The organism is Rosistilla oblonga (genome assembly GCF_007751715.1).
GTDB lineage: Bacteria > Planctomycetota > Planctomycetia > Pirellulales > Pirellulaceae > Rosistilla > Rosistilla oblonga.
In genome coordinates this window covers 5,877,026-5,901,944 of the sequence record NZ_CP036292.1, presented here as the reverse complement: position 1 = coordinate 5,901,944, position 24,919 = coordinate 5,877,026, and the positions used below count along the sequence as shown (strand labels likewise).

Genomic DNA, 24,919 nt, shown 5'->3' with positions numbered 1-24,919 from the left:
CGTTCCATCGAATCGCTGTGCAGTGCACCCCTGCAACTCGATCGGCTTGCGTCAGTCCACGTTATCGACCGTCAAAGGCCGAACGGTTGGAATCATCGGGAGGGTCGTAAACGCTTGGCTGTTCGCGTGACACGACCTAGCTTGCCTGCTTTGAATTTGCAAGCGTTCGATCGATGTGGATTGCACCGATCGGTCGAAGCGCTGCTCGTTATTTCGTCGTCGAGCGGCTGGGCTGGCTCTCGGGCAGATGAGGTGCTGGCGGGGCGAGCTTGACCGGCTCGGGCGGCTCACTGATTCCCTCCTCCTCGTACGTCGCTCGCAAGATCGCCTCGATGTACATATGAATCAAATGATCGCTGAAGTGGTCGATGTTAAATTTCCGCAAGCCACGCAAAAATCCGTGCAAGCGATCTTGAGTTCGCCACCAGCCTTCGAGCTTGCGGATTCGGCCCTGGTAATCGAGATAGATCTCGTTGCCCCGGTGCCGATATCCCAGCCACGTCGGTGGCACGCGGGTGACGATGTCGTTGTTGTTGACCCAGCGGTAGTGCGTCAGTTTGACGTAGTTTACGTAGCGCCGGTCGCCGACACGTGGGCTGCCAAACGTATAAAGCTCTTCGGGATTGCTAGCGATGTAAGACAAGAAGCATCGCCCTGCGCAGATCGTCGCCATCGCGCCGCCGAGCGAATGGCCGCAGAACCACAGTGGCCGATCATTTTTTTTGAGCACTACTTCGAGCATCGGCCACAGATCGTCGACCTCTTTTTTGAAGCCGCGGTGGACGCGGCCCGCGGTCTCGGCCAAGACCGTCGCTGCGTTGGCATCGGCTTGGATGTCGTTCCATTCGTTGGGTTCGGTCCCCCGCGACGCGATTACGCAGTCGTAATCGTTGGCAAATTGGTAGGCTTGGGAGCCATCGTTGTTAAAAAACTTAACGGTGGTAAAGCCGATCGCCTCGGCCGCTTCCCTGGCTTCTCGCTCGTCGTTGTAGCTGATCATCGAGAGTTCGGCGAACAATAATGAACGCCTTAAGAAACTCAGCTCGCGAATGGGCCCACGAAGTTCCGAATGAACGATAAGGGGCTTTTCCCCTTGATCTTGAATGACTTTCGGCACGCTGTCTCTCTCCTGAACCGATGCTCGCAACTTGCGCTTGCTGGCAATCCACCCTTCGCCTAGGAGAATAGATTACCGCAACGGTGTCGGCCCGCAAATCCCAACCCGGACGAACTTCCGCTGGCAAAATTTCACAGTGGACGCAGCATGCCGGTTTGGTACAATGAATAGTCACCCCGCCACAAATCCCGCCTGAAAATGACTGCCTGCGGCGGTTAACAACCTTCCCCTCCAAACACCCTCTGCTACAGCTTGCGCATGTATAAGCTCCGATTTCTGTTTGGCCTATTGCTATCACAGTGCTTGGCTGCAACGGCGCTCCGCGGCGATGACCTATGGCCCGCCCAAGCGGTTCCGTTGCTGGAGAAGTACTGTTTCGATTGCCACAGCAACGACACGCAGGAGGCGGAAGTCAATCTGGAGGGCTTCGCGGCTGCGGAGAGTTTGATCGCTGCGGAGAGCATGTGGAAAGAGACGATCAAGCAGGTCGAATTCGGTTCGATGCCTCCGGGCGATATGGACCAGCCCACCGACGAAGAGCGAAAGACTTTGCTGGCGCTGATCGAGGGGGCGCTTTATGGCGACGATTGCGATCTCGATGCCAAACCGGGGAAGGTGACCGTTCGGCGGCTGAATCGAAACGAATACAACAACACGATCCGCGATCTGTTTGGCGTGACGATCCGTCCCGCCGACGCGTTCCCATCGGACGAGGTGGGAGCTGGCTTCGACAACAACGGCGACGTGCTGACCCTGCCGCCGATGCTGTTGGAGAAATATGTCGAAGCGGCGGAGACGGTTGCTGCCGTCGCCGTCACCGATCCGAAGACGCTGACCAAGATCGACGCCCGCTGGCAATCCGACAAGGTCCAGATCAAAGGCAACTACACGACAAATAACTTTGAAATCCATACGATCGATGGCGATGGCGAGATCTACGGCGAGTTCGAATCGCCCTACGACGGCGATTATGGATTGATCGTCGAAGCCGCTGCGGTTGAAAAAGATTCGACGGTCACGCTCGAAGCTTTCCTCGATGGCGAGACTTCGCTCGGCAAGACGACCTTCAAATTCCGCGATAGCACCGGTGGCGTCCATCGCCAAACGCTCAAAGTGAAGCTGACCAAGGGAAAGCACACGATCGACATTCGCGCCGTCAAGAGCGACGAGAAGAAGAGCGACGAAAAGAAGAGCGACGAAAAGAAGAGCGACGAGAAGAAGAGCGACGAGAAGAAGAGCGACGAGAAGAAGAGCGACGAGAAGAAGGACGACGAGAAGAAGGACGACGAGAAGAAGGACGACGAGAAGAAGGACGACGACACGCTGCCGAAGTTCCGGATGCGTGGGATGTACTTCGAAGGTCCTTACGGGATTCCTAAGGAGCGACTTTCGGGAACGCACTGGCAACTGCTTCGCCATCGCCCCCAACGAAACAAACGGTCGACACTCGATGCTGCCAAAGAGAATCTGAAAGACTATCTGCCGCTGGCGTTCCGTTCGCCCGTCGACGACGAAACCGTCGCTCGTTATGCGGCGCTTGTCGATGTCGCTGTCCAACGCGAAGAGACTTTTGAACGGGGCATGCAAGTCGCGATCACCGCGTCGCTCCTTTCGCCTCGCTTCCTGTTCCGCAGCGAATTGCCAAGCGAAGGTGCGAAGCCGGGCGAACTGGTCGCACTGGATCCGTATCAATTGGCCAGTCGGTTGTCCTACATGTTTTGGGCTTCGATGCCCGACAATCGGCTCCGCGATCTTGCCAAGCAGGGAAAATTGACCGACGAAGCGGTGCTGCGAAGCGAAGTCAAACGGATGCTCGCAGAGCCCAAGGGGGAAGCGTTGGTGGAGAACTTCGCCGACCAATGGCTCGGCTTGCGAAACCTCAGCGGTTTGGCTCCCGATCCAAAGCAGTTCCCCAAATTCGACGAAAAGCTGCGCGAGGCGATGATCCAGGAGACGCGTCTGACGTTTACGGATTGCATGCGAGGCGATGGCAGCGTGCTGAGCCTGTTGGATTCGCAAGACACCTTCCTGAACGAACGTTTGGCCGATCACTACGGTATCGAAGGCGTTGAGGGCGATGAATTCCGCCGCGTCTCGCTGAAGGGAACCGGTCGCAAGGGAATCCTGACTCAGGCCAGCATCCTGATGCTGACCAGTAACCCCACCCGCACCTCGCCGGTGAAGCGAGGCAAGTGGGTGATGGAGAACATCCTTGGTACGCCGCCGCCGGATCCACCCGCGGGCGTTCCCGAATTGGAGGCGACTAACGAGTCGAATCCCGACGCTCCGCTACGCGAGCAATTGGCGATCCATCGCGACAATGCGATGTGCGCCTCGTGCCACCGCGTGATGGATCAGATCGGCTTCAGCTTCGAACATTTTGATGTCACCGGGCAGTGGCGAGATCGCGATGGGAAACATCCGATCGACGCCTCCGGAACGCTCCCTAGCGGAGAATCGTTCGACGATGCACAGCAGATGATTGCGATGCTGCGAGAGACTCGCGGCACGATGTTTGTAACCGAACTCACCCGGCGATTGATGACCTACGCACTTGGCCGCGAATTGACGCGGCAGGACGAGTGTGTGGTGGAAGATATCGTCGCGGCGACCGAAGCGGATGGCTGGAAATTCCGGGACATCGCGACGGCGATCGTGTTGAGTAGACCTTTCCGATACCAAACGGCCCCTGTTCTCGAGGATGAAAACGATGATACATAATCAACAAATCAACCGACGAATCATGTTGCGTGGCCTGGGAGTCGCGATGGGGTTGCCGCTGCTCGAAGCGATGACGCCGATGGCTCGTTCGGTGATGGCTGCACCGTCGTCGAAAACGATGCCGACGCGAATGGCCTGCGTCTTCTTTCCCAACGGTGTAATCGTTCCGAAATGGCGCCCCGCCAAGGGACCGGAGTTGGTGCTCGGGGAATCGTTGCAGGCGCTGCAACCGCTGAAGCATAAGCTGACGATGGTTTCTGGCTTGGCATTGGACAACGGTCGCGCGAAGAAAGACGGTGCCGGGGATCATGCCCGTGCCGGTTCGACCTTCCTGACCGCCGCTCGCCCGGTGAAGACATCGACCGACATCAAGGTCGGCGTCTCGGTCGATCAATTGGCGGCACAACAGATCGGTCAAGAGACACGTTTGGCATCGATCGAACTGGGTGTTCTAGGCAGCCGCAACGCCGGTAGTTGCGACTCCGGTTACAGTTGTGCCTATTCGTCCAACGTCAGCTGGCGAAGCGAGAATCAACCGGCTGCCAAAGAGACCGTGCCGCGGTTGGCTTTCGAGCGACTGTTTGGAACCGGCGACAACGCAGCAACGCGAGAACGCGACTTCTATCGCAAGAGTATCTTGGACGTCGTTGCTCAGGATGCCCGCAAGCTGGACAAGAAGCTGGGGACGACCGACCGCCGCAAGATCGACGAATACTTCACCGGCGTTCGCGAGCTGGAGCGACGGATCGAAATGACCGAAGCGGAAGACCGCAAGGGCGTTCCCGATCTGGAACTACCGCACGGGCGACCGAAGCAATTTGTCGAACACGCCGACCTGATGTCCGATCTGATGGTCGTCGCGTTCCAGACCGATGCGACGCGCGTGGCGACGTTCATGTTGGATAATGCCGGCGGCAACCGTAGCTATCCCGACATCGGCGTGAACGATGGCCATCACCAGATCAGCCATCACAGCAACCACGAAGGGAAGGTTGCCAACCTGCAGAAGATCGACGCTCACTTGGCCGAACGGTTGGCTTACTTCCTGCAAAAACTCGACTCGGTTCAAGAGGCGGGCGGAACGCTGTTGGATCATTCGATGGTCCTGTACGGCAGCGGATTGAGCGATGGAAATCGTCACCGTCACGAAGACTTGCCGATCGTGATTGCCGGCGGTGCCCGCGGTCGCATCAAGACGAATCGCCATATCGAACTGGGCGAAGAGACACCGATGGCGAATCTGTTCATGTCGATGCTCGATATCGTCGGAGCTCCCGTCGAATCGATCGGCGACAGCACCGGACGTCTCGATCAATTGACGACGTCGTAACCCACCGAGGTTACTACCGACCGGACGTAGTGGCTTCGTAATCGATGAAGCCACCGCGTCGTGGGATCTCGCGGAGGAAGCGTGTCTCGATCACGCTCTCCGCTGTGGCGTCACACTTGGATCGCTGAGCCGTCACTAGCTCATTCTGCAAACTGCCAGCGCTGCGGTCCTGCTTCTGTATGCCAGCGAAGACGCGGCATCTGATGAGATTACATCGGGTCGCTTTGCGGCTCCGGATCATTGCTCGGTTGTTCCGCCTGGATAAAGTCGGAGAGCAATTGATCGACTTCTCTTCGCATCCGAGCTGCGACAGGCGATCCATCCAACGATCCCAGATCGGCTTGTGTCAATTCGACAAGCGGCTGGAAAAATCGCTGATGAAACAGCTCGACCGTCGTTTCGACAAAGCCCTCTTCGCTGCTGATCGGAACCAATATTTCCAAATGCCTCGAACGATCGTTGCGGAACATTTCGATCAATAGCTGTTGGTCCTGAAACGGGCGAACAATGATTTCGCAACCGCGAGGGTCTTCAAAAAAACGACTCGATGCCGCCAATGTCGCGACGACCTTTTGTTCCAAGTCGGAACCCTGGTGGCTCAGCCGAATTGGGATCTGGATATCTAACAATCGGAACGCTTGCGGGAAATCGCGCATCGCGGTGCTCCAGTGTCCGATCGCTTCGTCGGGTTGATCCAGCCGCCATGCGGCTTGTCCCGCGATCGCAGCGACGAAGCCACGGAATACCTTTTCGGCGCGCGGCGGTAATTCTTCGAGCGCAGCGGTTGCCAGTCGCAGCGCCTCGGCATCGTCGTGCTTCCGCAGCCGGATGCCCGCTCGGATCGCTTGCTGATAGGGCGATACCCAATCCGGTGTCTCTCCCTTTTCGGCGGCGGAGAGGGCGACTTCCAAAACGCCCAGCGGAATCAGATCCAACAGCATGAATTGGTGCCACGACAGGATCTGCGATTCGATCCCGATACCGCCCGCCCGGTGCGGACGGACCAGGTCGACGGTCAGCGAGTGGATCAGTTCGCTTGTGAACTTCTGCTTCGTCTGCCACAGCGCGGATTGCAAGCCGGCTAGTTGAGCGAGTGCGGCGGCCGACGGCACAGCGCCGATCGACAGCTGCTCCTGCAATTCCTCGCGCGCATATTTTTGAATCGTCCAGAGGACCAAGCCGTCCGAAATCCGTAGCTCGCGTTCGTTGATGGAGGTCGAACCGGCGCGATCGGGCGATTCGGTGGCGCGACGCGCGAACCGTAATGCCAAGTCCGCTTCGTTGTACGCGAGCAGGACCGACGCGATCGCCAAGTTGGTATTCGCCTCGTCGTTATGGAGCGTATAGGGCTCGCGTTGTCCGCGATCGATCTGGGCTTGCTTGAGGGCGTCGAGCGCTTCGGGAAAACGTCCCTGTTGAACCAGCAATGCCGCCAAAGGGACGTAAGGTGTCGTGCTGGCTGAGTCATCGGTCGCCGCGGCCGCCGCCAAAAACGCTTGCTCCGCTTCAGCAAAACTCGCGTTGGAGATGGCGGCCAAGCCGAGGTTGTATTGCAGCACGCGGCGTTCGGGGAACCGTTGGCACATCGCTCGCGCCGCCTCCAGGCTCGACTCACGTCGCTTCAGTTTGTCTTCGATGACCATCACGGAATTGTCGGCATCGAGGTCGAACGTCCCCAATCCGCGATACTTCGCGATCTCCGCGCGGGCCTCGTCGAAGCGTTCCAGCTTGATCAACGAAAAATCTTTCATCCAAGGGACCGGCGCATAGATTTGTTCGATTCGCTCCGCCGCCGCGATGACTTCTTCGGACCGGTCCAGCGAAAACAGGATGTGCCACTCGGTCGCGAGAATCCAGATGTACCACTCCTGCCCGATTGGATCGCGTGGGTTGCGTCGCCCCATCGCCTCGGCTTGAGCTCGCGCTCGGCGGATCGAATTGAGCGCGTAGGCGAAGTCGTTTTCGGCGTAGGCTTCCACGTGAGCCATCGCGTACAGACCGACAAGCGAATCGGGATTCTCTTGTAGAACCTGATCGGCCAACTTGCGAGCCAACGCGAAGTTCTCATCGTGGGCTGCGTCGAAGAGATCCTTTTCGATTTCTGGTGCCTCCGCCAGGATCGTCTCGTTTCGTGCCTTTTCGAAAACCGCAGTCCTTCGCTCCCAGTACTCGTCGAATGCCGGTTGGTCGTCCACCAACGGTTCGCTAGTCAGCGCAATGATCTCCGGGAATCCTTCTCCGACGTGTTCGAAGGGAGCGGGCGGATAGATGTCGATTTCGCTGTCGCAGCCGACAACGAAACACACGATCAAAAGAAGCACCCCGTCCAAAATCAGACGCGGCGCGAACGTCGTGATGGTCTTGTGGGTGCAGTTCATCGGATCGACTTGCGGCATAACGATTCGATCACCGGCAACATCACCTGTTCGACAACCAGGTCGCCGCTGGAGATGCCCGGTTGCAGTTCCAAGCGATGGCTGAAGATCGGAAACGCGAGCGATTTGATGTCGTCGGGGGAAACGAAGTCGCGGCCTTGCATCATCGCCCGCGCCTGGAGTGCCGGGATCGTGACGACCAGAGCGCGAGTCGAGATCCCTTGGGCGACGCGTGGTTCGTCGCGCAAGCGACCGGCGATCTCGACCAATGCTTCGGTGATCGAGCGATCGATTTTGACCTCCCGTTGGATCACCTGCCGCGCCTGGGCAATCGTTTCGGGGCGGATCTCTCGCATCGGCGGATCGAGCAATTCAGCCGCAACAAATGAATCAAAGCGACACTGCGGGTACTTCATCGCCAGCACTTCCAATTCGTGCTCCCGCGACAGGAACGTCATCCGAACCTTGAATAAGAAGCGATCGAGCTGGGCTTTGGGAAGCGGGTAGGTGCCGGCTTGGTCCAGTGGATTTTGCGTCGCGATCACCAGGAACGTCTCTTCCAACGGATGCGTCACGTTGTCGACCGTTACCTGTTTTTCAGCCATCGCTTCCAGCATCGACGACTGCACCTTGGGGCTGGTGCGGTTGATTTCATCGGCCAAGACGACGTTGGCAAAAACGGGGCCGGGGTGATAGGTCAGTTGATTTTGATTGGGATCGAAGACCGTCGTGCCGGTCACATCCGATGGCAGCAGGTCGGGGGTGAATTGAATCCGGCGGAACGCCGCGAAGCGTGGATCGGCATCGGAAGGACGATGGATGCAATTGCCAAGCGCTTTGGCCAACGTCGTCTTTCCCGATCCGGGATGGTCTTCCAGCAGCACGTGTCCATCGGCGAACAATGCGATCAGAATCAGATCGATCACATCGGAACGCCCCTGCACCTCCGCTTCGCAGGATGCCTTGAGCGATCGATAAACTTGGGAGGCATCCGAAAGGGTCGTAACCGTTTGCACTGTGCCTGGCTCGCGTTGGAACTAAATGACTGGTTGCTACTCGCCGACTGCTATTGCGATGCCTCGGAACCGTGGGGAAGGCAAGCGAGACAAGGCGGTGTAGTCATTGCAGGAATCTAAAAAATAGCTGAAGGAAGTAGTGAAAGCATCCCTGCAGTCGACCATTATTTCGGTATCTTAATCGAATCGTTCTAAAAATATTGGGTTCGCCGTGCGGTCGCTCCAACGCCATTTATCACCAAGTCCGCTGCGAGGATACGTATGTTCAATACGGTGAAACGCTCTCTTCGGGCGTGCTTCGACTGGATCCCGCTGACCGCGCGCGGTGCAGTCTCGATTGTCGTGGCCGGAGTCGCGCTGCGGTATCTGGCGCTTCAGGAGCATGATCGTTTGCTGTTAGCGGCTTGTGTGGGCGGGTTGTTTGTGATCGCGGTGATGGCGTTAGCTGTGTTGGCGACCGGACTGTGGTTGCGATTTCGTAATCTGCCGGTTCCCGATCGGATCGACGCGATGGAGTCGGTCCAGTGCGAGACCGGATTGACGCTGCCGTTGCTCGCGTCGATTCCTTGTGTCGTCGTTAATATGCGTTGGTTGAATTGCGACGGCGTGCAGGTCGATTTGTCGCGCGGTCGCGACGGTTGTCACGAAACCATCCGTGTCAGCCAGCGGATGCAGCGCAGCGAGATCGTCCGGCAGTTCGAAGTCGGCGACGTTTTTGGATTGAGCAGCGTGAAGTTTTGCAGAACCTTTGCGCAAGCCGTCCGCGTCGAACCGTTGCCTGCCGCCGGATGCAGCATCGCGCAGGTTCGTCGCGACCAACAGGGCGATGACTTGGTTCATCCCAATGGCAAACCGCATGGCGACCTGGTCGAAATGCGACATTATCGGCCGGGCGATCCCTTGAAATTGGTGCTTTGGAAACACTATGCGCGAACGCGTCAATTGTTGGTTCGGCAACCGGAGAATTCGATCGCCAGCATGTCGCAAACCATCGCGTGTTTTGTTGCGGGGCCTGGCGACCAAGCGTCGGCTGGCGTCGCCCGAACGATCGTGACCGAATTGAAGCAGGCGGGCGAAGAGATCTTGTTCCAAGCGGATGGATCGGCGGCGGCAACCGATAGTTCAGCCGAAGCGATCGAGCAGATCATTCTGTCGGCCGACGCGCGGCAGAGCGGTGGTGGGATCGTCGCGGGGATCGGATCGACGATCCAAGACCATGTGATCAAACATTGCGTCGCGTTTGTTCCGAGCCAACCGGGAACTTGGATCGATCGCGTCGTCGCCGGCCAGGCTGCGTCGCAGTTGCAGATCGATGCGATCATCGGCGTCGATGAACCGGCGCCGCCGCGACGCCATCGCTTCTTTCCCTCGTGGGCGTTTCATCGCGATCCGGGCGACATGATTCAATTGCAGCAAGTGCAGACCGTGGTCGACCGGTTGTCGGCCGCTGGGATCTCGACACGGATCATCCATCGACGCTCGGGGCAAGCGTGGTCGACCGCCGGATATCGAGGAGAGGTCGCATGAGTCACGCAAACGCTCCGCCGAACCAAGTTGCCTCTGGCGTCGAAGCACGGCAGCCTGAAACTCGCATGCAGGCGATCCTGTTGACCGCTGGGTATGGCTTGTCGGCGATGCTGCTCAGCTCCGCAGTCGCCAGTCCCGCCGCGGTGCTCGCCGCTGGGATCGGTGCCGTTGCGGGAGTCTGGCTGTACCGCTGGCACGTTGGCCAATCGTTACGCAATGTTGTGCCGGCGTCGATCGGCATGGCGTTGATCGCAGTCGGGTTGGTGGGGCCGGCACTGCTGGGCCGTTGGTGGTTGGTGCCGTCTCTGATTGGCATTCCGGCGACGTTGATCGCGATACAAGGGATGACGCTGGCGATGTTGGCGATGGGCGTCGTGCTGTTGGTTCGATCGATCAGCCGGAGTTGCCGCGCGTTTTCGATGCTCGACCCAGTGGTCATGATCGCGGCGATCTGTCTGCGGTTCGCCGCTCACCGGAACTATCACTGGGGGAACCCGCGGTTCCTCTCCGACTGGGCAGGGATCGAGGGTTACGAACTGCCGACGCTATTCGTCTTGCTTGGACTGGCCGCGCTGACGACCGGGCTGATCGCCAACATGCGACGGACGACGGGACGGCATGCCGCGACGTCGGTTCTGACGCTGATGGCACTGTTCGTTCTGCTGGTGTGGATCGGCGGTCGGTTCTTGCGAAACCCAACGCCCGATTTCATTGAGCCTCCGGGAGGCGTGCGCCCCGTCGCCGCATCCGATGGCAGTGGAGACGCGGCCGATTCCGGTGTCGCGGGAACAGAAGGTGGTGTCGCGGGAGCTGGCGGCTCGGGGGCGGCGGGCGGTCGAGGAGGTTCCGGTTCGGGTGACGCAGGCTCACAGGGAGGCGGTGCTTCGGGGGGCGGAGCCGCTTCGGCGCCGCGAGGAGCGGCCGATGACGATCCGTTTCCCTCGGCCTCGTCCCCGCAGCACACTCCGCAACCGATCGCCTTGGTCCTGCTGGAAGAAGACATTCAGCCCTACGAGAAGATCTGGTACTTTCGTCAGACGGCCGTCAGTCACTTCAACGGCAAGCGGTTGGTGGTGGCGTCCGACGATCGGTTCGACACCGACATTCCCAGCGGCTTTTCCAACGACGAGGTGCTAATCGGCGGGATCCCGCTGCCCGAGGATATGCATCGGATCGTGCCGATGGTCGTCAATCTGATCGCCGACCAACCGCGGCCGTTTGCTCTGCCGAGCATGATTTCGTTTGCTCCGCTGCCGAACCCCGACCCGCAGTACTTTCGTCAGTCCTATCGCGCGACCAGTTGTGTATTGACCGATCCGGTCGTCGACGAGGAGGTCTACGACTTATACGCCAGCTTGTTCTATCACGATCCCGGCGACGCCGACTGGGACGATGCCGTGTGGGCCCACTACACCAAAGCTCCCGACGATCCTCGCTACAAAGCGTTGGCCGATGAGATCGTTCTCAAGCAGACGACAACCGACTTGGAAGACGATCTGGAAAATTCCGCGATGATCAAGGCGTTGTCGATCCAGCGTTGGCTGGAGAAGAACACAACGTATTCGCACGACCCCAAATTCGAAGACCCTCACAACAATCCGGCTGAGCAGTTTCTGTTTGGTGCCCGCCATGGCTATTGCGTTCACATCGCCCACGCTAGCGTCTACCTGATGCGTTCGCTTGGCATTCCGGCGCGGATCGGTACTGGTTACATGGTCCCCACCGAACGTAGCGGCAAGTCGTCATCGATCTTGATTCAATCGACCGATGCGCATGCTTGGGCAGAGATTTATCTGGAGGCCGCGGGTTGGGTGATCATCGATGCGATGCCCGAGAAGATCGACGAGTCGACGCAGGTACCCCCAGAACCAGATAAAACGGTCAGCCAATTCCTGGCCGACAAGGCGAGGAAGAAGGACCAGCATAAGAAGCAGGTCCAAGAAGCGGTCCAGCCGCCGCGTGGCTTTCCGTTGCGGATGGTCCATCTGCCGTGGGCGTTGTTGGCTGCGATCGCGTTGTTGTACGCCGCCAAGGCTTGGATCCTGCTGTCGCCTCGCTTCGCCGCCGATCAGGAACTGATCCGCGTCACCCAGCGGGCAACGATCTTGCAGTTGGCTGAAACGGGAGTGCAGCGAGAGTATGGCGAAACGCAAATGGAGTTTGCCGCGCGGGTGACGTCAATCTATCCGGAGTTTGCCAAGCTGACCGAGTTTCATCTTCGACAACGCTACGGCCACGGCAGTCGACTAGCCCGGCAGACCTGTTTGGAAGTGCAGCGACGAACCAAGCGCCGCATCCGCCAGGTTAGCGGATTGCCGCGATGGATCATCGGTCGCCTGGATCCACGCTTCTGGACGCTGCTGCGCTAAACGCCGCGACGCTCCACGGTGCAGTCGCTTCGATTTGAGGAACCGATCGGTTTAGCGATGGAAGCCGACTCGTGGAGTCCCTTGGTCTTGCATCTGGTCGACGACGCGGATCATCTCCAGCGCCGCTTCGGCACACTCGGATCCCTTGTTCCCCATGTTGCCACCGGCGCGTTGGATCGCTTGGTCGACGGTGTTACAGGTCAGCAGGCCTAACAGGACCGGTTTGCCCGTCCCCAGGCCGATGTCCATCAATGCGTTGCAGACGCTGCGGTTGATGTGTTCGTCGTGTGTCGTTTCCCCTTTGATCACCGCGCCTAGAGTGATCACCGCCAGCGTTTCCTTGCGACGCGCGGCGTAAGAGGTCGGCAGCGGCAGTTCCCACGCTCCCGAGACCCAGATCACTTGGATGTCTTCTTCGGCGAGCCCGGCTGCCTGCAGCGTCTCGCGGGCTCCTTGCAGCAATTGACCGGTGATCGATTCGTTGTACCGCGATACCACGATGGCGACCTTGCCTTCGGGCAGAGGGCCTTGAGTTCCGTTAATCTCTGTCTTCATGATCAGTCGACTTCCTTGAGGCTGAGCAAAAACTCAGCGTTGTTTTGGGTCTTCTTGAGTTGTTTGATCAGCATGTCCATCGCTTCGGGCGGATTCAATTCCGCCATCACGCGCCGCAAGATGCTGATCCGACGATGCTCTTCGTCATCCATCAGCATCTCCTCGCGTCGCGTGCCGCTACGGCCCGGATCGATCGAGGGCCAGATCCGTCGATCGACCAGATTGCGATCCAGCACGATCTCCATGTTGCCGGTCCCTTTGAATTCTTCAAAGATCACGTCATCCATGCGGCTGCCGGTGTCGACAAGTGCGGTTGCTAGGATCGTCAGCGATCCACCCTCTTCCAGCTTGCGAGCCGATCCGAAGAAGGCTTTGGGTTTCTGCAACGCCCCGGCGTCCAAACCGCCCGAGAGCAGTTTGCCAGTACCGCCGCCCTCGGAGTTGTAAGCGCGGCCCAGGCGTGTGATCGAATCGAGGAAGATCACGACGTCGATGCCGTATTCAACCATTCGCTTGGCCTTCTCGATCACCATCTGAGCGACTTGGATGTGTCGCGCCGGTGGTTCGTCGAACGTGCTGCTGATGACTTCGCAGTGCGGGCCTTTGACCTCCCGCTCCATGTCGGTGACCTCTTCGGGCCGCTCGTCGACAAGCAGCACGATCACGTAGGCATCGGGATAGTTTTCCAGAACCGAGCGGGCCATCTTCTGCATCAAGACGGTCTTACCGGCTCGCGGTGGACTGACGATCAAGCCGCGTTGGCCGAAACCGATCGGTGCCAGCAGATCGATGACTCGAGTCGACATCTCGTGCGCGTCGGTCTCCATGATAATCCGCGCGTTGGGATGCAGCGGAGTCAGGTCTTCGAAGCGAACGTTCCGTTGGCGGTCCATCGGATCGCGGCGGTTGATCGCTTCGACGCGGAGCAGCGCAAAGTAGCGTTCGTTTTCTTTGGGAGGTCGGATCTGGCCGGCGACCGAGCTGCCGGTCTGCAAACCGAAGCGGCGGATTTGGCTGGGGGAGACGTAGATGTCGTCGGGGCAGGAGATGTAATGAGCGTCGGGGCTGCGCAAGAACCCAAACCCGTCGGGCAGGATCTCCAGCGTCCCTTCCCCGTACATCAAACCGTTATTGGCCATCCGGCGTTTGAGCACGCTGAAGCTGAGATCCAAGCGGCTGCACTTTTCGATGTCGGTCACCCCTTCGGCCTCGGCCAGGGCGACAAGTTCATCGCGCGACAACAACTGCAACTGCGCCAGGTTCATCGGCGCGTTGTCGCTGCGTTGTTGTGGCACGCCGACCGAACCGCCGGCGCGGGTCGCTTCGACGACGATCTCTTCGGGCAGCGACAGCGGGTCGCGCTCGGCGTCGAGTTCTCGGATGCGTTGATCGACCTCAGCGTCGGGGTGACGCGGTCGCGAACCACCACCAAAGCTCTGATTGCGGCCGCGTTGCAGAGGGCGAGACGAATTTTGGCGATTGGGTTTGCGAGGTTCCATGATTAGGATCAATCGAATAGGAGAGCTAACCTAGCTTGCGAGCAAGCGGGCGATCAGGAAGGAGATGGGTAATCGTTGTCGGCAGGATTGTTGAGTTGTGTGAGGATGCATCCTGCATCGACAAACGCTTTGGGATAAGAGCTTTGCAGTCACTATCTTACACGGCAAAGCAATAGCGCGGACAGTCAGCCATCGCTGCGGTGGATTTTGTTGTTATTTGGTTAGCTGCCTCCAGAGAGCAAGTATCTGCCGCCTGGTGTGAGGAGGCCCCTGGGAGTTGTCGAGGATCCGCGTTGCGTATCTTCGTTTTTCCGCAAGCGATAGCTGACGCGCTTCGCGTTGGCGAAGTTGTTCAGGCGTCCAAGATCGCTTAGCAATCCATTGGATCCGCTGTTCCCACGGAGAATCGACATACCAAATTTCGTCGCATTGGAAATGCCAATTCGCTTCGATCAACAGCGGTGCATCGATTACGACCACGGACTGCTGTTGAGCAGCTAGACGTTGCAATTTCCGGGCCGCCAACTGCCCAACGACCGGATGTAGCACGCTCTCAATATATTCTAACTGCCGTCTACTGGTAGGGTCATCCCCAAAAACTTTCGCTGCCAATGCGGGGCGTTGGACCGCGCCGGCGGTATTAAAAATAGAATCGCCAAAGTGCTCGCGAAGCTTATTCTTTACCCGACCCATCCGCAGCGCAGCGTGAGCCAAGCGGTCGGCGTTGATCCACGCTGCTCCCTGTTCCGCAAGAGCCCGTGCAACGGTGGATTTACCGCCCGCAGGCGGACCGATGATTCCTATCACAATCATGTTGTAAGACGTCTGGTCAGAGATGGTTCCGTGAGCCGCGCGTTCTCGTTTGTCAGAACGCCGCGCTGCCGTTGGCATTTATTTTTCTTTCAGGTCGAGATCGTGTAGGACACTTGTCTATGCGGTCCAGCCTGAGCTAGCAATTGTTGGCGGTGTGATCACTGCCCCCGCATCCATTACTGCTCTTGCTGTGGTTTTGCCAGCCTTGCTACGCTTGGCCCCAAGGATGTTTCTGCGAAGGTCACTTCAACATCAACCGACATGCGTACAACCAATCACACGATCGCCTTGCTTTGGGTCTGTTGTCTTACAACAGGTTTGGCTGGCTGTACGCAGAACCCTCGCTTAGCCAGCAACCCCGGCGCGGCATGGCCCGGCGGGCAGCCTGGAGTTGCGATGGCCGCCGATCCGAATTCGCTGCAAGCGGCGCAAGCCCAGTTGGCCGATCTCGAACGCCGCGTCCGGCACTTGGACGATAACAACCGCCAACTGCATACACAACTCGCCCAAGCCGAACAGCAGTCGCAGGTCTACAAAGATGAAGTCAATCTGATGCGGACTCAGTTGGCCGAAGTCACCGGGCGGATGCAGGAGGCGCACCTCGCCGCCGCCGACGCTCAACAGCAGTTCCAGGGACTGCAGGCTTCCAGCCGCTTTCGTGGCGGCGCGACGATCACGCCCAACACCAATCTCCGTCAAGCGGCCAGCCAATTGAGCCTGGGCGGGTTGCCTGTCTCGTTCGAAAACGAAGCGATCCGAATTCGTATTCCTTCGGACCAGTTGTTCCAGCGGAATTCAGCTCAGATCGTTGGAGGCGCCGCGGCGATGCTCGATCCCATCGCAGCCGCAATTCAGCAGAACTTTCCCCGCCAAAAGATTGGCATCGAAGGCTACACCGACGACCAGCAGTTGTACGGCGGAATGTATGGCAGCAACCATCAACTCTCCGCCGCCCAAGCATCAGCGGTCTTCGAGCATCTGACGCGACGCAACAATCTGCCACCGCAGCAATTGTTCACGCTCGCGCAAGGATCCAATTACCCCCGCGGCGACAATACAACCGCCGTCGGCCGCGCCGCCAACCGCCGCGTCGAAATCGTGATATATCCCGAGACGTTTTAATTCAGTCGACTTGGGGAAGGTTTGCGATCTCGGTCGGGCTTGGTTACCATTCCTGTTGGGAGCCGCGATTTTTCGATTCTGGATTCCCATCCTTCCGTTCCACGCACCAAGAGGAAATTCATGCGCTCTTCCAATCCTGTCATTTGCGTTCTGTTGGCCGTTGCCACACTCACCAGCTTTGCCAGTGCGGCTGACGACACGCTTGCGACCAAGAAGTGCAAGTGCCCCGTTGCCGGGACCGAATTCACCGTCGGCGATGCCGCCGCATCGACCCAGTACAAGGATGCGAAGGTCTACTTCTGTTGCCCTGGCTGCATGAAGCGATTCGTCGCCGATCAGAAGAAATACGCAGCCAAAGCGAACTTGCAGTTGTTCGTCACCGGCCAGGCCAAGCAGGTCCATTGCCCGATCGCCGGCCGCGATGCGAACCCCGATCAATCGGTCACCGTCGACAACCACAAAGTTGCGTTCTGCTGTGGCGGCTGCAAAGGCAAAGCAGCGGCAGCCGAAGGGGACGCTCAGCTGGAAATGCTGTTTGGTGAAAAAGCGTTCAAGACCGGCTTCGAAGTCGTCAAGAAGTAACGCCAGCTGACGTTGCCATTGGCGTCGATCGTTCCGCGACGACGCCCAGATTTGCAGACACGCGGTCCCAAAACGGGCCGCTTTTTTGTTTGCCCAGCGAAGCTGGCAAACCCAGTCGGTGCTTGTCACCGACCAAGCCCTGTTCATGGGGAATTGAATCCGATTCGCAAGGGTTCCGCCGGTGACTGCGGGTCTGAAGGAAGCGATAGGAGGACGATGGAACGTAGCGAAAGCGAACCCGATTCGGCTGCCGGCGGGGGCGAGCGTGCAAAAAGTCGCGATGCCCGATACATGAACAGCCGCCGGAAGTGTTTGGGGACGTCATCATCGTCAGGGAGCCAGTGCAGTAACTGGGGAGACCTGACATTATCCGTGGCCGCGTTAGCTCCCCCAAAGGCGAAGCGTGAGAAGCCGGTAAGGTCGCTTCAAGTGGAAACACAAGAAGCGATCGATGTGGTGTCAGGAGTCAGATGAACCCGTAGTAGTGAATAAGTCGCGGCCCGTGAAAGCTGGTAACAGTCTGGAGGACAAAACCGTGGCGACGACGTGCAAAGCATCGGCGGTAACCGAAGCGAGTCACGCCGGACAGAGATGACTCAAAAGGTCATCACTGGATGCGAAGGGGTGAAGTTTTACTTGTGATTGGAGAGAACACCGAAAACGAACAACCGGCAGCCGACACGATCCGGAGAGATCGAAGACTCCGGGGACCGGTCCACAGTGGCGATGCGGGGAACTGCTAAGCTGCTCGATTCGTCCGTCGGCGTGGAAGTAACTCAGCAAACTCGACGCCTCGCGATTGTCCTCTACTGGAATAGCACACGAGGCGCCCGCTGAGTGAACCGCCACCCTGCCAACCGATTCGACAGAAAGCGATCGACCCAACGAAAGACCACCGACCGACAGTCATGAAGCGAACCTACTACAGCCTCTACGACCGACTGCTTGATCGCCGAGCTTTGGCTCGCGCGTTCGAGAAAGTCCGACGTGCCAAGGGTGCACCTGGCATCGACGGGCAAGCGATCGATGCGTTTGAAGCTGATTTGCTGGGGGAGCTGACGCGGTTGGTGAGCGAGCTGCGGAGCAAGACTTACCGGCCCAGTGCGGTCCGCCGAGTTTCGATTCCGAAACCGGAAGGCGGCCAGCGGCATCTTGGCATCCCAACAGTTCGCGACCGAGTCGTCCAGCAAGCGTTGCTGGACATCCTGCAGCCGATCTTTGATCCTGACTTTCATCCATCAAGCTACGGTTACCGACCGGGCCGCAGTTGCCAACAGGCAGTCGCCAAAGCAACGATGTTCATCCGGCGATATGGTCTCGACCAAGTCGTCGATATGGATCTCTCGAAATGCTTTGACCGGTTGGATCACGGCTTGATTCTCTCGTCGATCCGTCGTCGGGTGACCGATGGCAGCATTTTGAATCTGATCAAAATGTTTTTGACCAGCGGAGTGATGAACGAAGGTGTCTGGGAGGCGACGGAGCTTGGCAGCCCGCAAGGCGGTGTTGTCAGTCCCCTGATCGCCAATATTTACCTGGATGCTTTCGACCAGGAGATGATGCGTCGTGGTTACCGAATCGTTCGGTACGCCGACGACATTCTGATCCTGTGTCGGAGCAAGCGCTCGGCGGCTCATGCGATGAGCGTTGCAGTGGAGATTCTGGAAGGTGATTTGAAGTTGACCGTCAATCGCGATAAGACGCACCTGACTTCAGCCTGTGAGGGTGTGAAGTTCTTGGGCGTCGTGATCGGCAGCATGCACACCCGCATTGCTGCCGAGAAAGTCGCGGCCTTCAAGGCGAAGGTCAAAGTGATCACTCGCAAGAACAGCCCGGTGAACTTGGAGAAGGTCATTGCTGACCTGAATCCGGTGCTTCGCGGCTGGGGCAGCTACTTCCGGATGGCGAACTGCAAAGGTCTGTATCGCGAGTTGGCTAGATGGATTCGGCGACGATTACGGGCCAAGCAACTCGCGTTGTGGAAGAAACCGACGCGTCTGATTCGCCGCTTGCGGCAGGTCGGCGTACGTGGTGACCTCCAGAAGATGCGAATGACCGCGTGGCGTACGTCGCGTAGTTCTTACGCCAGCATGGCCATCAGCAATGGCTTCCTGGCGGAACTTGGCCTGTTTGACTTGACCGAATTGGAGACCGGAGTCCTTCCTGGCTTAACCTAGTGCTTTGTCAGCCTTAGGAATTGGGGTTTCCTGAATCGGAAGAATCCGGGAGTTTGTAGGTCGATTGCCCCACGAGTCACGGAGGATTCGATGATTAAGAAGTATATCGTTCGGCTTTCGGATACAGAACGGGAAGAACTGAAGGCGATTGTAAAGAAGCTGAAAGGCTCCTCGCAGAAGGTACGGCGGGCGCTGATCCTTCTCAAAGCTGACACGGAAGGACCTGGCTGGACCGACGCCAAAATCGCGGAAGCTTTGGCGTGTCGGATTCAGACCGTGGAGAATCTTCGCAAACGTTTGGTGACCGAAGGGTTCGATACGGCGCTGCACGGGAAACCGCGTTTGAGCGCCCCGCGAGAGAAGACGCTTGACGGAAAGCAAGAAGCGAAAGTGATCGCCTTGCGGTTGGGGAAACCTCCCAAAGGGTTCGCGAGTTGGTCGCTGCGTCTGTTGGCAGACCACGTGGTAGAACTGGGGATCGTGGACTCGATCAGCTACGAAACCGTTCGCCAAACGCTTAAAAAAACGGCATGACCAATCGCAAGATCCAGTATTGGGTGATTCCACCCGACGCCGACTCCGAATTTGTAGCGTGCATGGAAGAAGTCCTAGACACCTACGAAGAACCGTATGATTCGGACTATCCCGTGGTGTGCATGGACGAACAGCCGGTCCAGCTTCACAAAGAGACGCGAACGCCGATCCCGGCGACCCGCAATCATGCTCGACGCGTCGATTACGAGTATGAACGGTGCGGAACCGCCAGCGTGTTCATGTTCACCGAGCCGCTGGCCGGATGGAGAGAAGTCACCGTGCGTCCAAAGCGAACCAAGGTCGATTGGGCCATCGAAATGGAGGCACTGCTGACGACACGCTACAAAAAGGCGAAGAAGATCATCCTGGTATGTGACAATCTCAATACCCACACCAAAGGCGCCTTCTACGAGGCCTTTAAGCCAGAAAAAGCCCGTGCCTTGGTTCGTCGCATCGAGTTCCGTTACACACCCAAGCATGGAAGTTGGCTCAACGCGGCTGAGAACGAACTCAGTTCAATGACGCGGCAGTGTATCAACGGTCGTCGATTCGCGACGATTGCGCCGCTGAGAAAGGAAACACAGGCGTGGTCCTCACACTCAAACAGAAGACAGCGTGGCGTTGACTGGCAATTCCAAGTCAAAGATGCGAGAACAAAACTAAAATCCCTCTACCCCAAAATCAAAGCCTGACAAAGCACTAGGCAAATAAAACAGGAGCCGTATACGGACCCGTACGTACGGTTCTGTGAGAGGGCTGAGTCAGCGGTCGCTCCGCTGGCTCACCCTACTCGATTTTTATGGCCGGACCGCCAGGATCGCTCCGCAATACGAACCGATTCGGCTGGCCAGCAGCGTCAGCTTTTTTCCCTCTCGCCGCCCCAGCTTCTTGATGATCGTTGGCGGCTTCCAATCGAGCCCGCGGATTTTCACTTCGCTCACGCAACCGTCGATCGCAGCGACGGCTTGGCGGAGCTTTTTCATATCGGCCACGCCGTGCCAAAGGACTTCGAACGGTTGAGCCAACGCGTCGACATCGTTTTGTTGTGCGGTGAAAAAGCCAGCCGGTCCACCGAGCGCCCGCAAGCCTTTGGCCGCCGCATACGATTCGCTCAATCCCGCCGCGCGAACCGCCGGATCGAGGTCGAAGGCAAACGCTTCGCAGGTGTCGGTTTCATCGCCCTGCTGCAGTTGGTCGACAGCGAAACTGGTCGCCGAATCGTCTCCGGTGACAACGGTCGCTCGGATCGTTCCACGGGGACTCGCCTCGCCGAGCCACAGCACTTGCTGGCGACAGCTGCCGCGATGGCTGATCCATTCGCGCTCTCCCAGCTCGTGGCACTCCTCGGGCAACTGGGTCGCTGGAGCCAGTTTGATCGACGCGCCGGCGACTTGTTTTGCGACCGGCAACCAATCGCTCAGCGGCGGCTGCAGGTAATCGCAATGCGTCGCGCGGCTGGTCCCGGCAGTGTTGGATTCACTGCGGCGATCGGGATCGAGGTTCAACCAGGCCGCGGCTGGTGGATGGTGAGCAAAGACGTCGTCGCAGATCACCGTCGACCGAAACTCCCAGCCAGCGACGTCGCTGGCCGCTTGCTGCTCGCGATGCACGCCCAGATTGTGTCTTGCCATTTCAGCGATCTTGGGATCGCGGTCGATCGCTGTCAGCGGGCCGCGGTCGCTCAATTGCATCGCTTCGCCGCCGACGCCACAGCACCAGTCGAAGATCTCCAGCCCGGCGGGAACGCGCCGCGACTTGTAGCTGGCGATCGCCCGATCGGTCGCTTGTTGGATCCCGCGATCGGTGACCAGCCACGGCCCAGCGCCCCATTTGTCGATCGCCTTGCCTCGCGCTGCTGCTGCGGAGAGAACTGCTGCGGCGCGGTCGGGGCCGATCTTTCTTCGCAGCGCTGCGGTCCGGGCGACGGTCGCTTGCCCGGCTGCCTCGGCGCGGTCGATCGCTTCGAGCGCCTCGGGGGAAGAAAGCCACGGGATGACCTGCGGATTGGGATCCGCGGACGCGGGGAGGTCGTGGCTGGAGGGCATATATTTCTGTTGGGATCCGCGTCGCGGGGTGGTTGGTAAACGGGGCCGATTGAGTAAACCGTGCCGGCATTCAAAAAAAGGGTGAAGGTTTTTCGGTGGAGTTCCGATCTAGGTCACTGATGCCATGAGAGGGATCTCAATTTGGACAGGCTATGGATTTTAGCCGAGCTGGCAATCGAACTGTCCGCGCTACGCATTAGGATCCCCACAATCATGACACCCGACTTCTTTCATGCATGCCTTGGCATTGTTTTCACCGGTATTTGGGTCCTCATCGGCCAGATTCTCGTCGGTGACGCCTGATCGCTGCGTCCGGCCCCAAGAGCGACAGACGGCAGCGATATCGTGGCAACGATCGAGACTAGGGCTTGGCGTCGGCCGGTGGCTTGACCACTGGCGGCAGCTCTTCATCCTCTTCGACAAACGCCATCGACAGCGAATTGACGCAGTGTCGTGTGTTCTTCTTGGTAAAGCCTTCGCCTAAGAAGACGTGTCCCAAGTGGCCGTCGCAGTTCTTGCAGAGGATCTCGGTGCGGCGTCCGTCGGCATCGACGCTGCGACGGACAGCCCCTTCGATTTCATCGTCGAAGCTGGGCCAGCCACAGTGACTCTCGAACTTGCTGTCGCTCTTGTACAACGCTGCGTTGCAGCGACGGCAGATGTAGGTCCCTTTCTTCTTGTTGTTTAACAGCGCCCCGGTCCCTGGACGCTCGGTCCCCTTGCGAACGATCACATATTCTTCTTCGGGGGTCAGTTTGTTAAAGCTCATCAACGTGGCTCCTTTGAATTGGTTGGCTTTGGGATCGCTGATTCGGATGCGACGATATTCCATCTGACCGCGGTCTCCCTCGAGCCCGATCGGCCCCGAGTCGGGAACCTTCATTTCGGCTTCGAGGACTTCGCCATTACAGGTGCAGTGGGCCACGTTGCCGCGAACCGTTACGACAAGATCGTTCCATTGTTGTGGCTTGTAGTTTTTCAGGTTCTTGTAAGGGCCAGCCAGCGGATAATCGCGGCATTGCAATTGTGGCCCCCGAATGAAGACGCCCGAATCGGCGTTGGGCGTCGCTCGGAATTGCAGCTTCAACGTGAAGTCGTTGCCGAACTCTTGGGTGGTCCACAGCTGTTGTCCCTTGCGGCCTTCGGCGGGTGTCGTCACGACCAAGCGTCCGTTGATCGCAACGTAACGTCCGTCCGTGCTGGCGGGGCCTTCGAAGCTAGCCAACGGCTTGAGTGTTTTCCGTTGGCGATATCCCCAGCCCGAAAGGTCGTTGCCGTTGAACAAGCTGACAAAACCGGGTTCGACCTTGAAGTCGTCCGCTTCGGTTTCTAGGAAGCCGAGCGTTGCGAAGATCGGCCGGATCGCGTCGGCCCATTTCTGGTAGCCCTTGGAGTTGGGATGCAGCAGATCGGGGAATTCCGATTTGGGAGCGTCCCCATTTTCGTCGGCGAACAATGTCCATGTGTCGACGACTGTGATTTGTTTGTCCCCTTTGACGGCCGCCTTGTAGAGGTCGTTTACCTTGCGGATCTTGTCGGCTGGCCGCGACTTGGTAGCCGAGCTCGGGAAGGTTTCGCACAGCACGATCGGCATCTTCGGATTGTGCTGCTTCAACGCCGCGATGATCAGTTCCAGATTGCTGGCGATCACCTCGGGGGCCGCTTGATCTTCGAGATCGTTGGTTCCGATCAGGATCACCACCGCCGCCGGATTGAGCGACAGCACATCTTCCTCCAGACGGATCAGAACGCCGCGAGTCGTGTCGCCGCTGATGCCGCGGTTGGCAACTTTCATTCCGGCGAAATATTCGTTCAGCTTTGAGCCCCAGCCCTGAGTGATCGAATCGCCCAAGAAGACGACAGCGCCTTGATCTTGTTGAACCTGAGTCGCCCACAGGCTGCGGCGGGATTCCCACAGCTTCTTAAACCAGTCTGCGCGTCGCAGCGGTCCGTCGCCGGGCAGTCCCTCATCGGTCGCCGGGATCGCAAATTCAGCTGTCGCCGCCGGCTGGGCGCTGCAGTTCGAACCCGCGACCGAAAGCAATGCAAATACAAACAGGCAGTTCACGGGGAACATGCAACGGATCAAAGCTCTCATGGGATTCGGGATCTCCATTTATATTGACAGGTGGGGCATAGGGGGATGTTGCCGTACTTCGGACGCTCGGTTGGGGGAGGCCCAGGAGCGGGCGGTGCCGAGGAAGCGTCGGAGTGTCCTATTCGAAGCCACTCACGGTCTCACTAGATTAGCACAAACCGGCGGCCATTCCCACACAACGCTTTCTGCTGAAACCGGTCGGGTGGGGGGGCGATTTGCTGCGATGGCCTAGTTTCGGATCCTTGCCATCGGACCTACAATACCGCTCGCGGCTCGATGCCATTTGTGGCTCGGATTGACACCATTGTGTCGTCTCACGAGGGTATTTATGTCATCCCTGGCTACACAAGGTGTCGTCGCAACGGGCCCCGCAGCAGGCGGTGCTTTGACAATTCATGGGCATCCCAATCTGGAGACCGACCGAATATGACACAGCTCGTAACCCACGAAGCGCCAAATTTCACCGCGCAGGCCGTGATGGCCGACGGATCGTTCAAATCGATCAGCCTGACCGATTATCGCGGCAAATATGTCGTGCTTTTCTTCTACCCATTGGACTTCACCTTTGTCTGCCCGACTGAAATCATCGCGATGAGCGAAGCGGCCAAAGAGTTCGAAGCTCTCAACGTGCAACTGTTGGGCGTTTCGGTCGACAGCCACTTCTCGCACTTGGCGTGGCGTAACACCCCCCGCGCTCAAGGCGGTTTGGGCGACATCCAATACCCATTGGTTGCCGACCTGAACAAGCAGATCGCTCGCGATTACGACGTCCTGTTGGACGGCGGCATCGCTTTGCGTGGTCTGTTCTTGATCGACAAGGACGGCGTTGTCCGTCACCAAGTCGTCAACGATCTGCCACTGGGACGTAGCGTCGACGAAGCGTTGCGGATGTGCAAAGCACTGCAATACTTCGAAGCTAACGGCGAAGTTTGCCCAGCGAACTGGACCGAAGGCGCTCGCACCATCAAGCCAGATGTCGACGCGAGCAAAGAGTTCTTCGGAGCGGAATACTCGGCGTAACGCCAGCGGAACGAAAGCC

At 58.5% G+C, this 24,919-nt stretch carries 17 protein-coding genes; 9 read left to right on the top strand and 8 right to left on the bottom strand.

Going from position 1 to position 24,919, the window contains the following annotated elements:
• Positions 1 to 208: 208 nt before the first annotated feature.
• The gene (locus CA51_RS20910) at positions 209 to 1,018 is read right to left on the bottom strand and encodes a lipase family protein (protein ID WP_231745815.1); all 810 of its coding nucleotides are present in this window, start codon (positions 1,016 to 1,018) and stop codon (positions 209 to 211) included.
• 357 nt (positions 1,019 to 1,375) lie between these two features.
• On the opposite strand from CA51_RS20910, the gene CA51_RS20905 reads away from it, so the two are divergent.
• Positions 1,376 to 3,838, top strand: a complete 2,463-nt coding sequence (locus CA51_RS20905) for a DUF1592 domain-containing protein (RefSeq protein ID WP_145123109.1) — start codon at positions 1,376 to 1,378, stop codon at positions 3,836 to 3,838.
• Positions 3,828 to 5,168 (top strand): DUF1552 domain-containing protein, encoded by a 1,341-nt coding sequence (locus CA51_RS20900; RefSeq protein WP_145123108.1) that lies wholly within the window; start codon positions 3,828 to 3,830, stop codon positions 5,166 to 5,168. The genes CA51_RS20905 and CA51_RS20900 overlap by 11 nt, the downstream gene beginning before the upstream one ends.
• A gap of 209 nt (positions 5,169 to 5,377) precedes the next feature.
• Here CA51_RS20900 and CA51_RS20895 read toward each other — a convergent pair whose 3' ends face one another.
• Together CA51_RS20895 and CA51_RS20890 are read right to left on the bottom strand one after the other, a co-directional pair.
• Entirely contained in the window at positions 5,378 to 7,546 is a 2,169-nt protein-coding gene (locus CA51_RS20895; RefSeq protein WP_145123107.1) for a tetratricopeptide repeat protein, read from the bottom strand.
• Positions 7,543 to 8,559, bottom strand: coding sequence for an AAA family ATPase (locus CA51_RS20890; protein WP_145123106.1), 1,017 nt, complete (start codon positions 8,557 to 8,559; stop codon positions 7,543 to 7,545). Before CA51_RS20890 ends, CA51_RS20895 begins: the two co-directional genes overlap by 4 nt.
• A 273-nt stretch (positions 8,560 to 8,832) precedes the next feature.
• Here CA51_RS20890 and CA51_RS20885 point away from each other — a divergent pair, with 273 nt between their 5' ends.
• Complete coding sequence (locus CA51_RS20885) at positions 8,833 to 10,086, top strand: DUF58 domain-containing protein (RefSeq protein WP_197451363.1); 1,254 nt, start codon at positions 8,833 to 8,835, stop codon at positions 10,084 to 10,086.
• Positions 10,083 to 12,455: a transglutaminase domain-containing protein gene (locus CA51_RS20880; protein WP_145123104.1), complete on the top strand. Its 2,373-nt coding sequence runs from the start codon at positions 10,083 to 10,085 to the stop codon at positions 12,453 to 12,455. Before CA51_RS20885 ends, CA51_RS20880 begins: the two co-directional genes overlap by 4 nt.
• A 51-nt stretch (positions 12,456 to 12,506) precedes the next feature.
• On the opposite strand, the gene ribH is transcribed toward CA51_RS20880, so the two are convergent.
• From ribH to coaE, 3 genes are all read right to left on the bottom strand, one after another.
• Positions 12,507 to 13,010, bottom strand: coding sequence for a 6,7-dimethyl-8-ribityllumazine synthase (ribH, locus tag CA51_RS20875; RefSeq protein ID WP_145123103.1), 504 nt, complete (start codon positions 13,008 to 13,010; stop codon positions 12,507 to 12,509).
• Positions 13,011 to 13,012: 2 nt separating this feature from the next.
• The gene (gene rho / locus CA51_RS20870) at positions 13,013 to 14,509 is read right to left on the bottom strand and encodes a transcription termination factor Rho (protein WP_145123102.1); all 1,497 of its coding nucleotides are present in this window, start codon (positions 14,507 to 14,509) and stop codon (positions 13,013 to 13,015) included.
• Between the two features lie 213 nt (positions 14,510 to 14,722).
• Positions 14,723 to 15,322, bottom strand: a complete 600-nt coding sequence (gene coaE / locus CA51_RS26550) for a dephospho-CoA kinase (protein ID WP_197451362.1) — start codon at positions 15,320 to 15,322, stop codon at positions 14,723 to 14,725.
• Positions 15,323 to 15,583: 261 nt separating this feature from the next.
• Between coaE and CA51_RS20860 the strand changes: the two genes are divergently transcribed.
• From CA51_RS20860 to CA51_RS20845, 4 genes are all read left to right on the top strand, one after another.
• The gene (locus CA51_RS20860; protein ID WP_145123100.1) at positions 15,584 to 16,444 is read left to right on the top strand and encodes an OmpA family protein; all 861 of its coding nucleotides are present in this window, start codon (positions 15,584 to 15,586) and stop codon (positions 16,442 to 16,444) included.
• Positions 16,445 to 16,564: 120 nt separating this feature from the next.
• Complete coding sequence (locus CA51_RS20855) at positions 16,565 to 17,026, top strand: YHS domain-containing protein (protein WP_145123099.1); 462 nt, start codon at positions 16,565 to 16,567, stop codon at positions 17,024 to 17,026.
• Positions 17,027 to 17,934: 908 nt separating this feature from the next.
• Complete coding sequence (gene ltrA, locus CA51_RS20850) at positions 17,935 to 19,203, top strand: group II intron reverse transcriptase/maturase (protein ID WP_145117572.1); 1,269 nt, start codon at positions 17,935 to 17,937, stop codon at positions 19,201 to 19,203.
• A 93-nt stretch (positions 19,204 to 19,296) separates the two neighbouring features.
• A protein-coding gene (locus CA51_RS20845) for an IS630 family transposase (protein WP_145124286.1) occupies positions 19,297 to 20,429 on the top strand; the annotation gives its coding sequence in 2 pieces (ribosomal slippage) (positions 19,297 to 19,732 and positions 19,732 to 20,429; 1,134 coding nt in all).
• Positions 20,430 to 20,534: 105 nt separating this feature from the next.
• Here the strand turns inward: CA51_RS20845 and CA51_RS20840 are convergent.
• Together CA51_RS20840 and CA51_RS20830 are read right to left on the bottom strand one after the other, a co-directional pair.
• Positions 20,535 to 21,782, bottom strand: coding sequence for a class I SAM-dependent methyltransferase (locus CA51_RS20840; protein WP_145123098.1), 1,248 nt, complete (start codon positions 21,780 to 21,782; stop codon positions 20,535 to 20,537).
• Positions 21,783 to 22,143: 361 nt separating this feature from the next.
• Positions 22,144 to 23,880, bottom strand: a complete 1,737-nt coding sequence (locus CA51_RS20830) for a methionine-R-sulfoxide reductase (RefSeq protein ID WP_231745814.1) — start codon at positions 23,878 to 23,880, stop codon at positions 22,144 to 22,146.
• Positions 23,881 to 24,306: 426 nt separating this feature from the next.
• Between CA51_RS20830 and CA51_RS20825 the strand changes: the two genes are divergently transcribed.
• A complete protein-coding gene (locus CA51_RS20825) occupies positions 24,307 to 24,900 on the top strand; it encodes a peroxiredoxin (protein ID WP_145100429.1) in 594 nt (197 codons plus the stop codon).
• Positions 24,901 to 24,919: the final 19 nt, after the last annotated feature.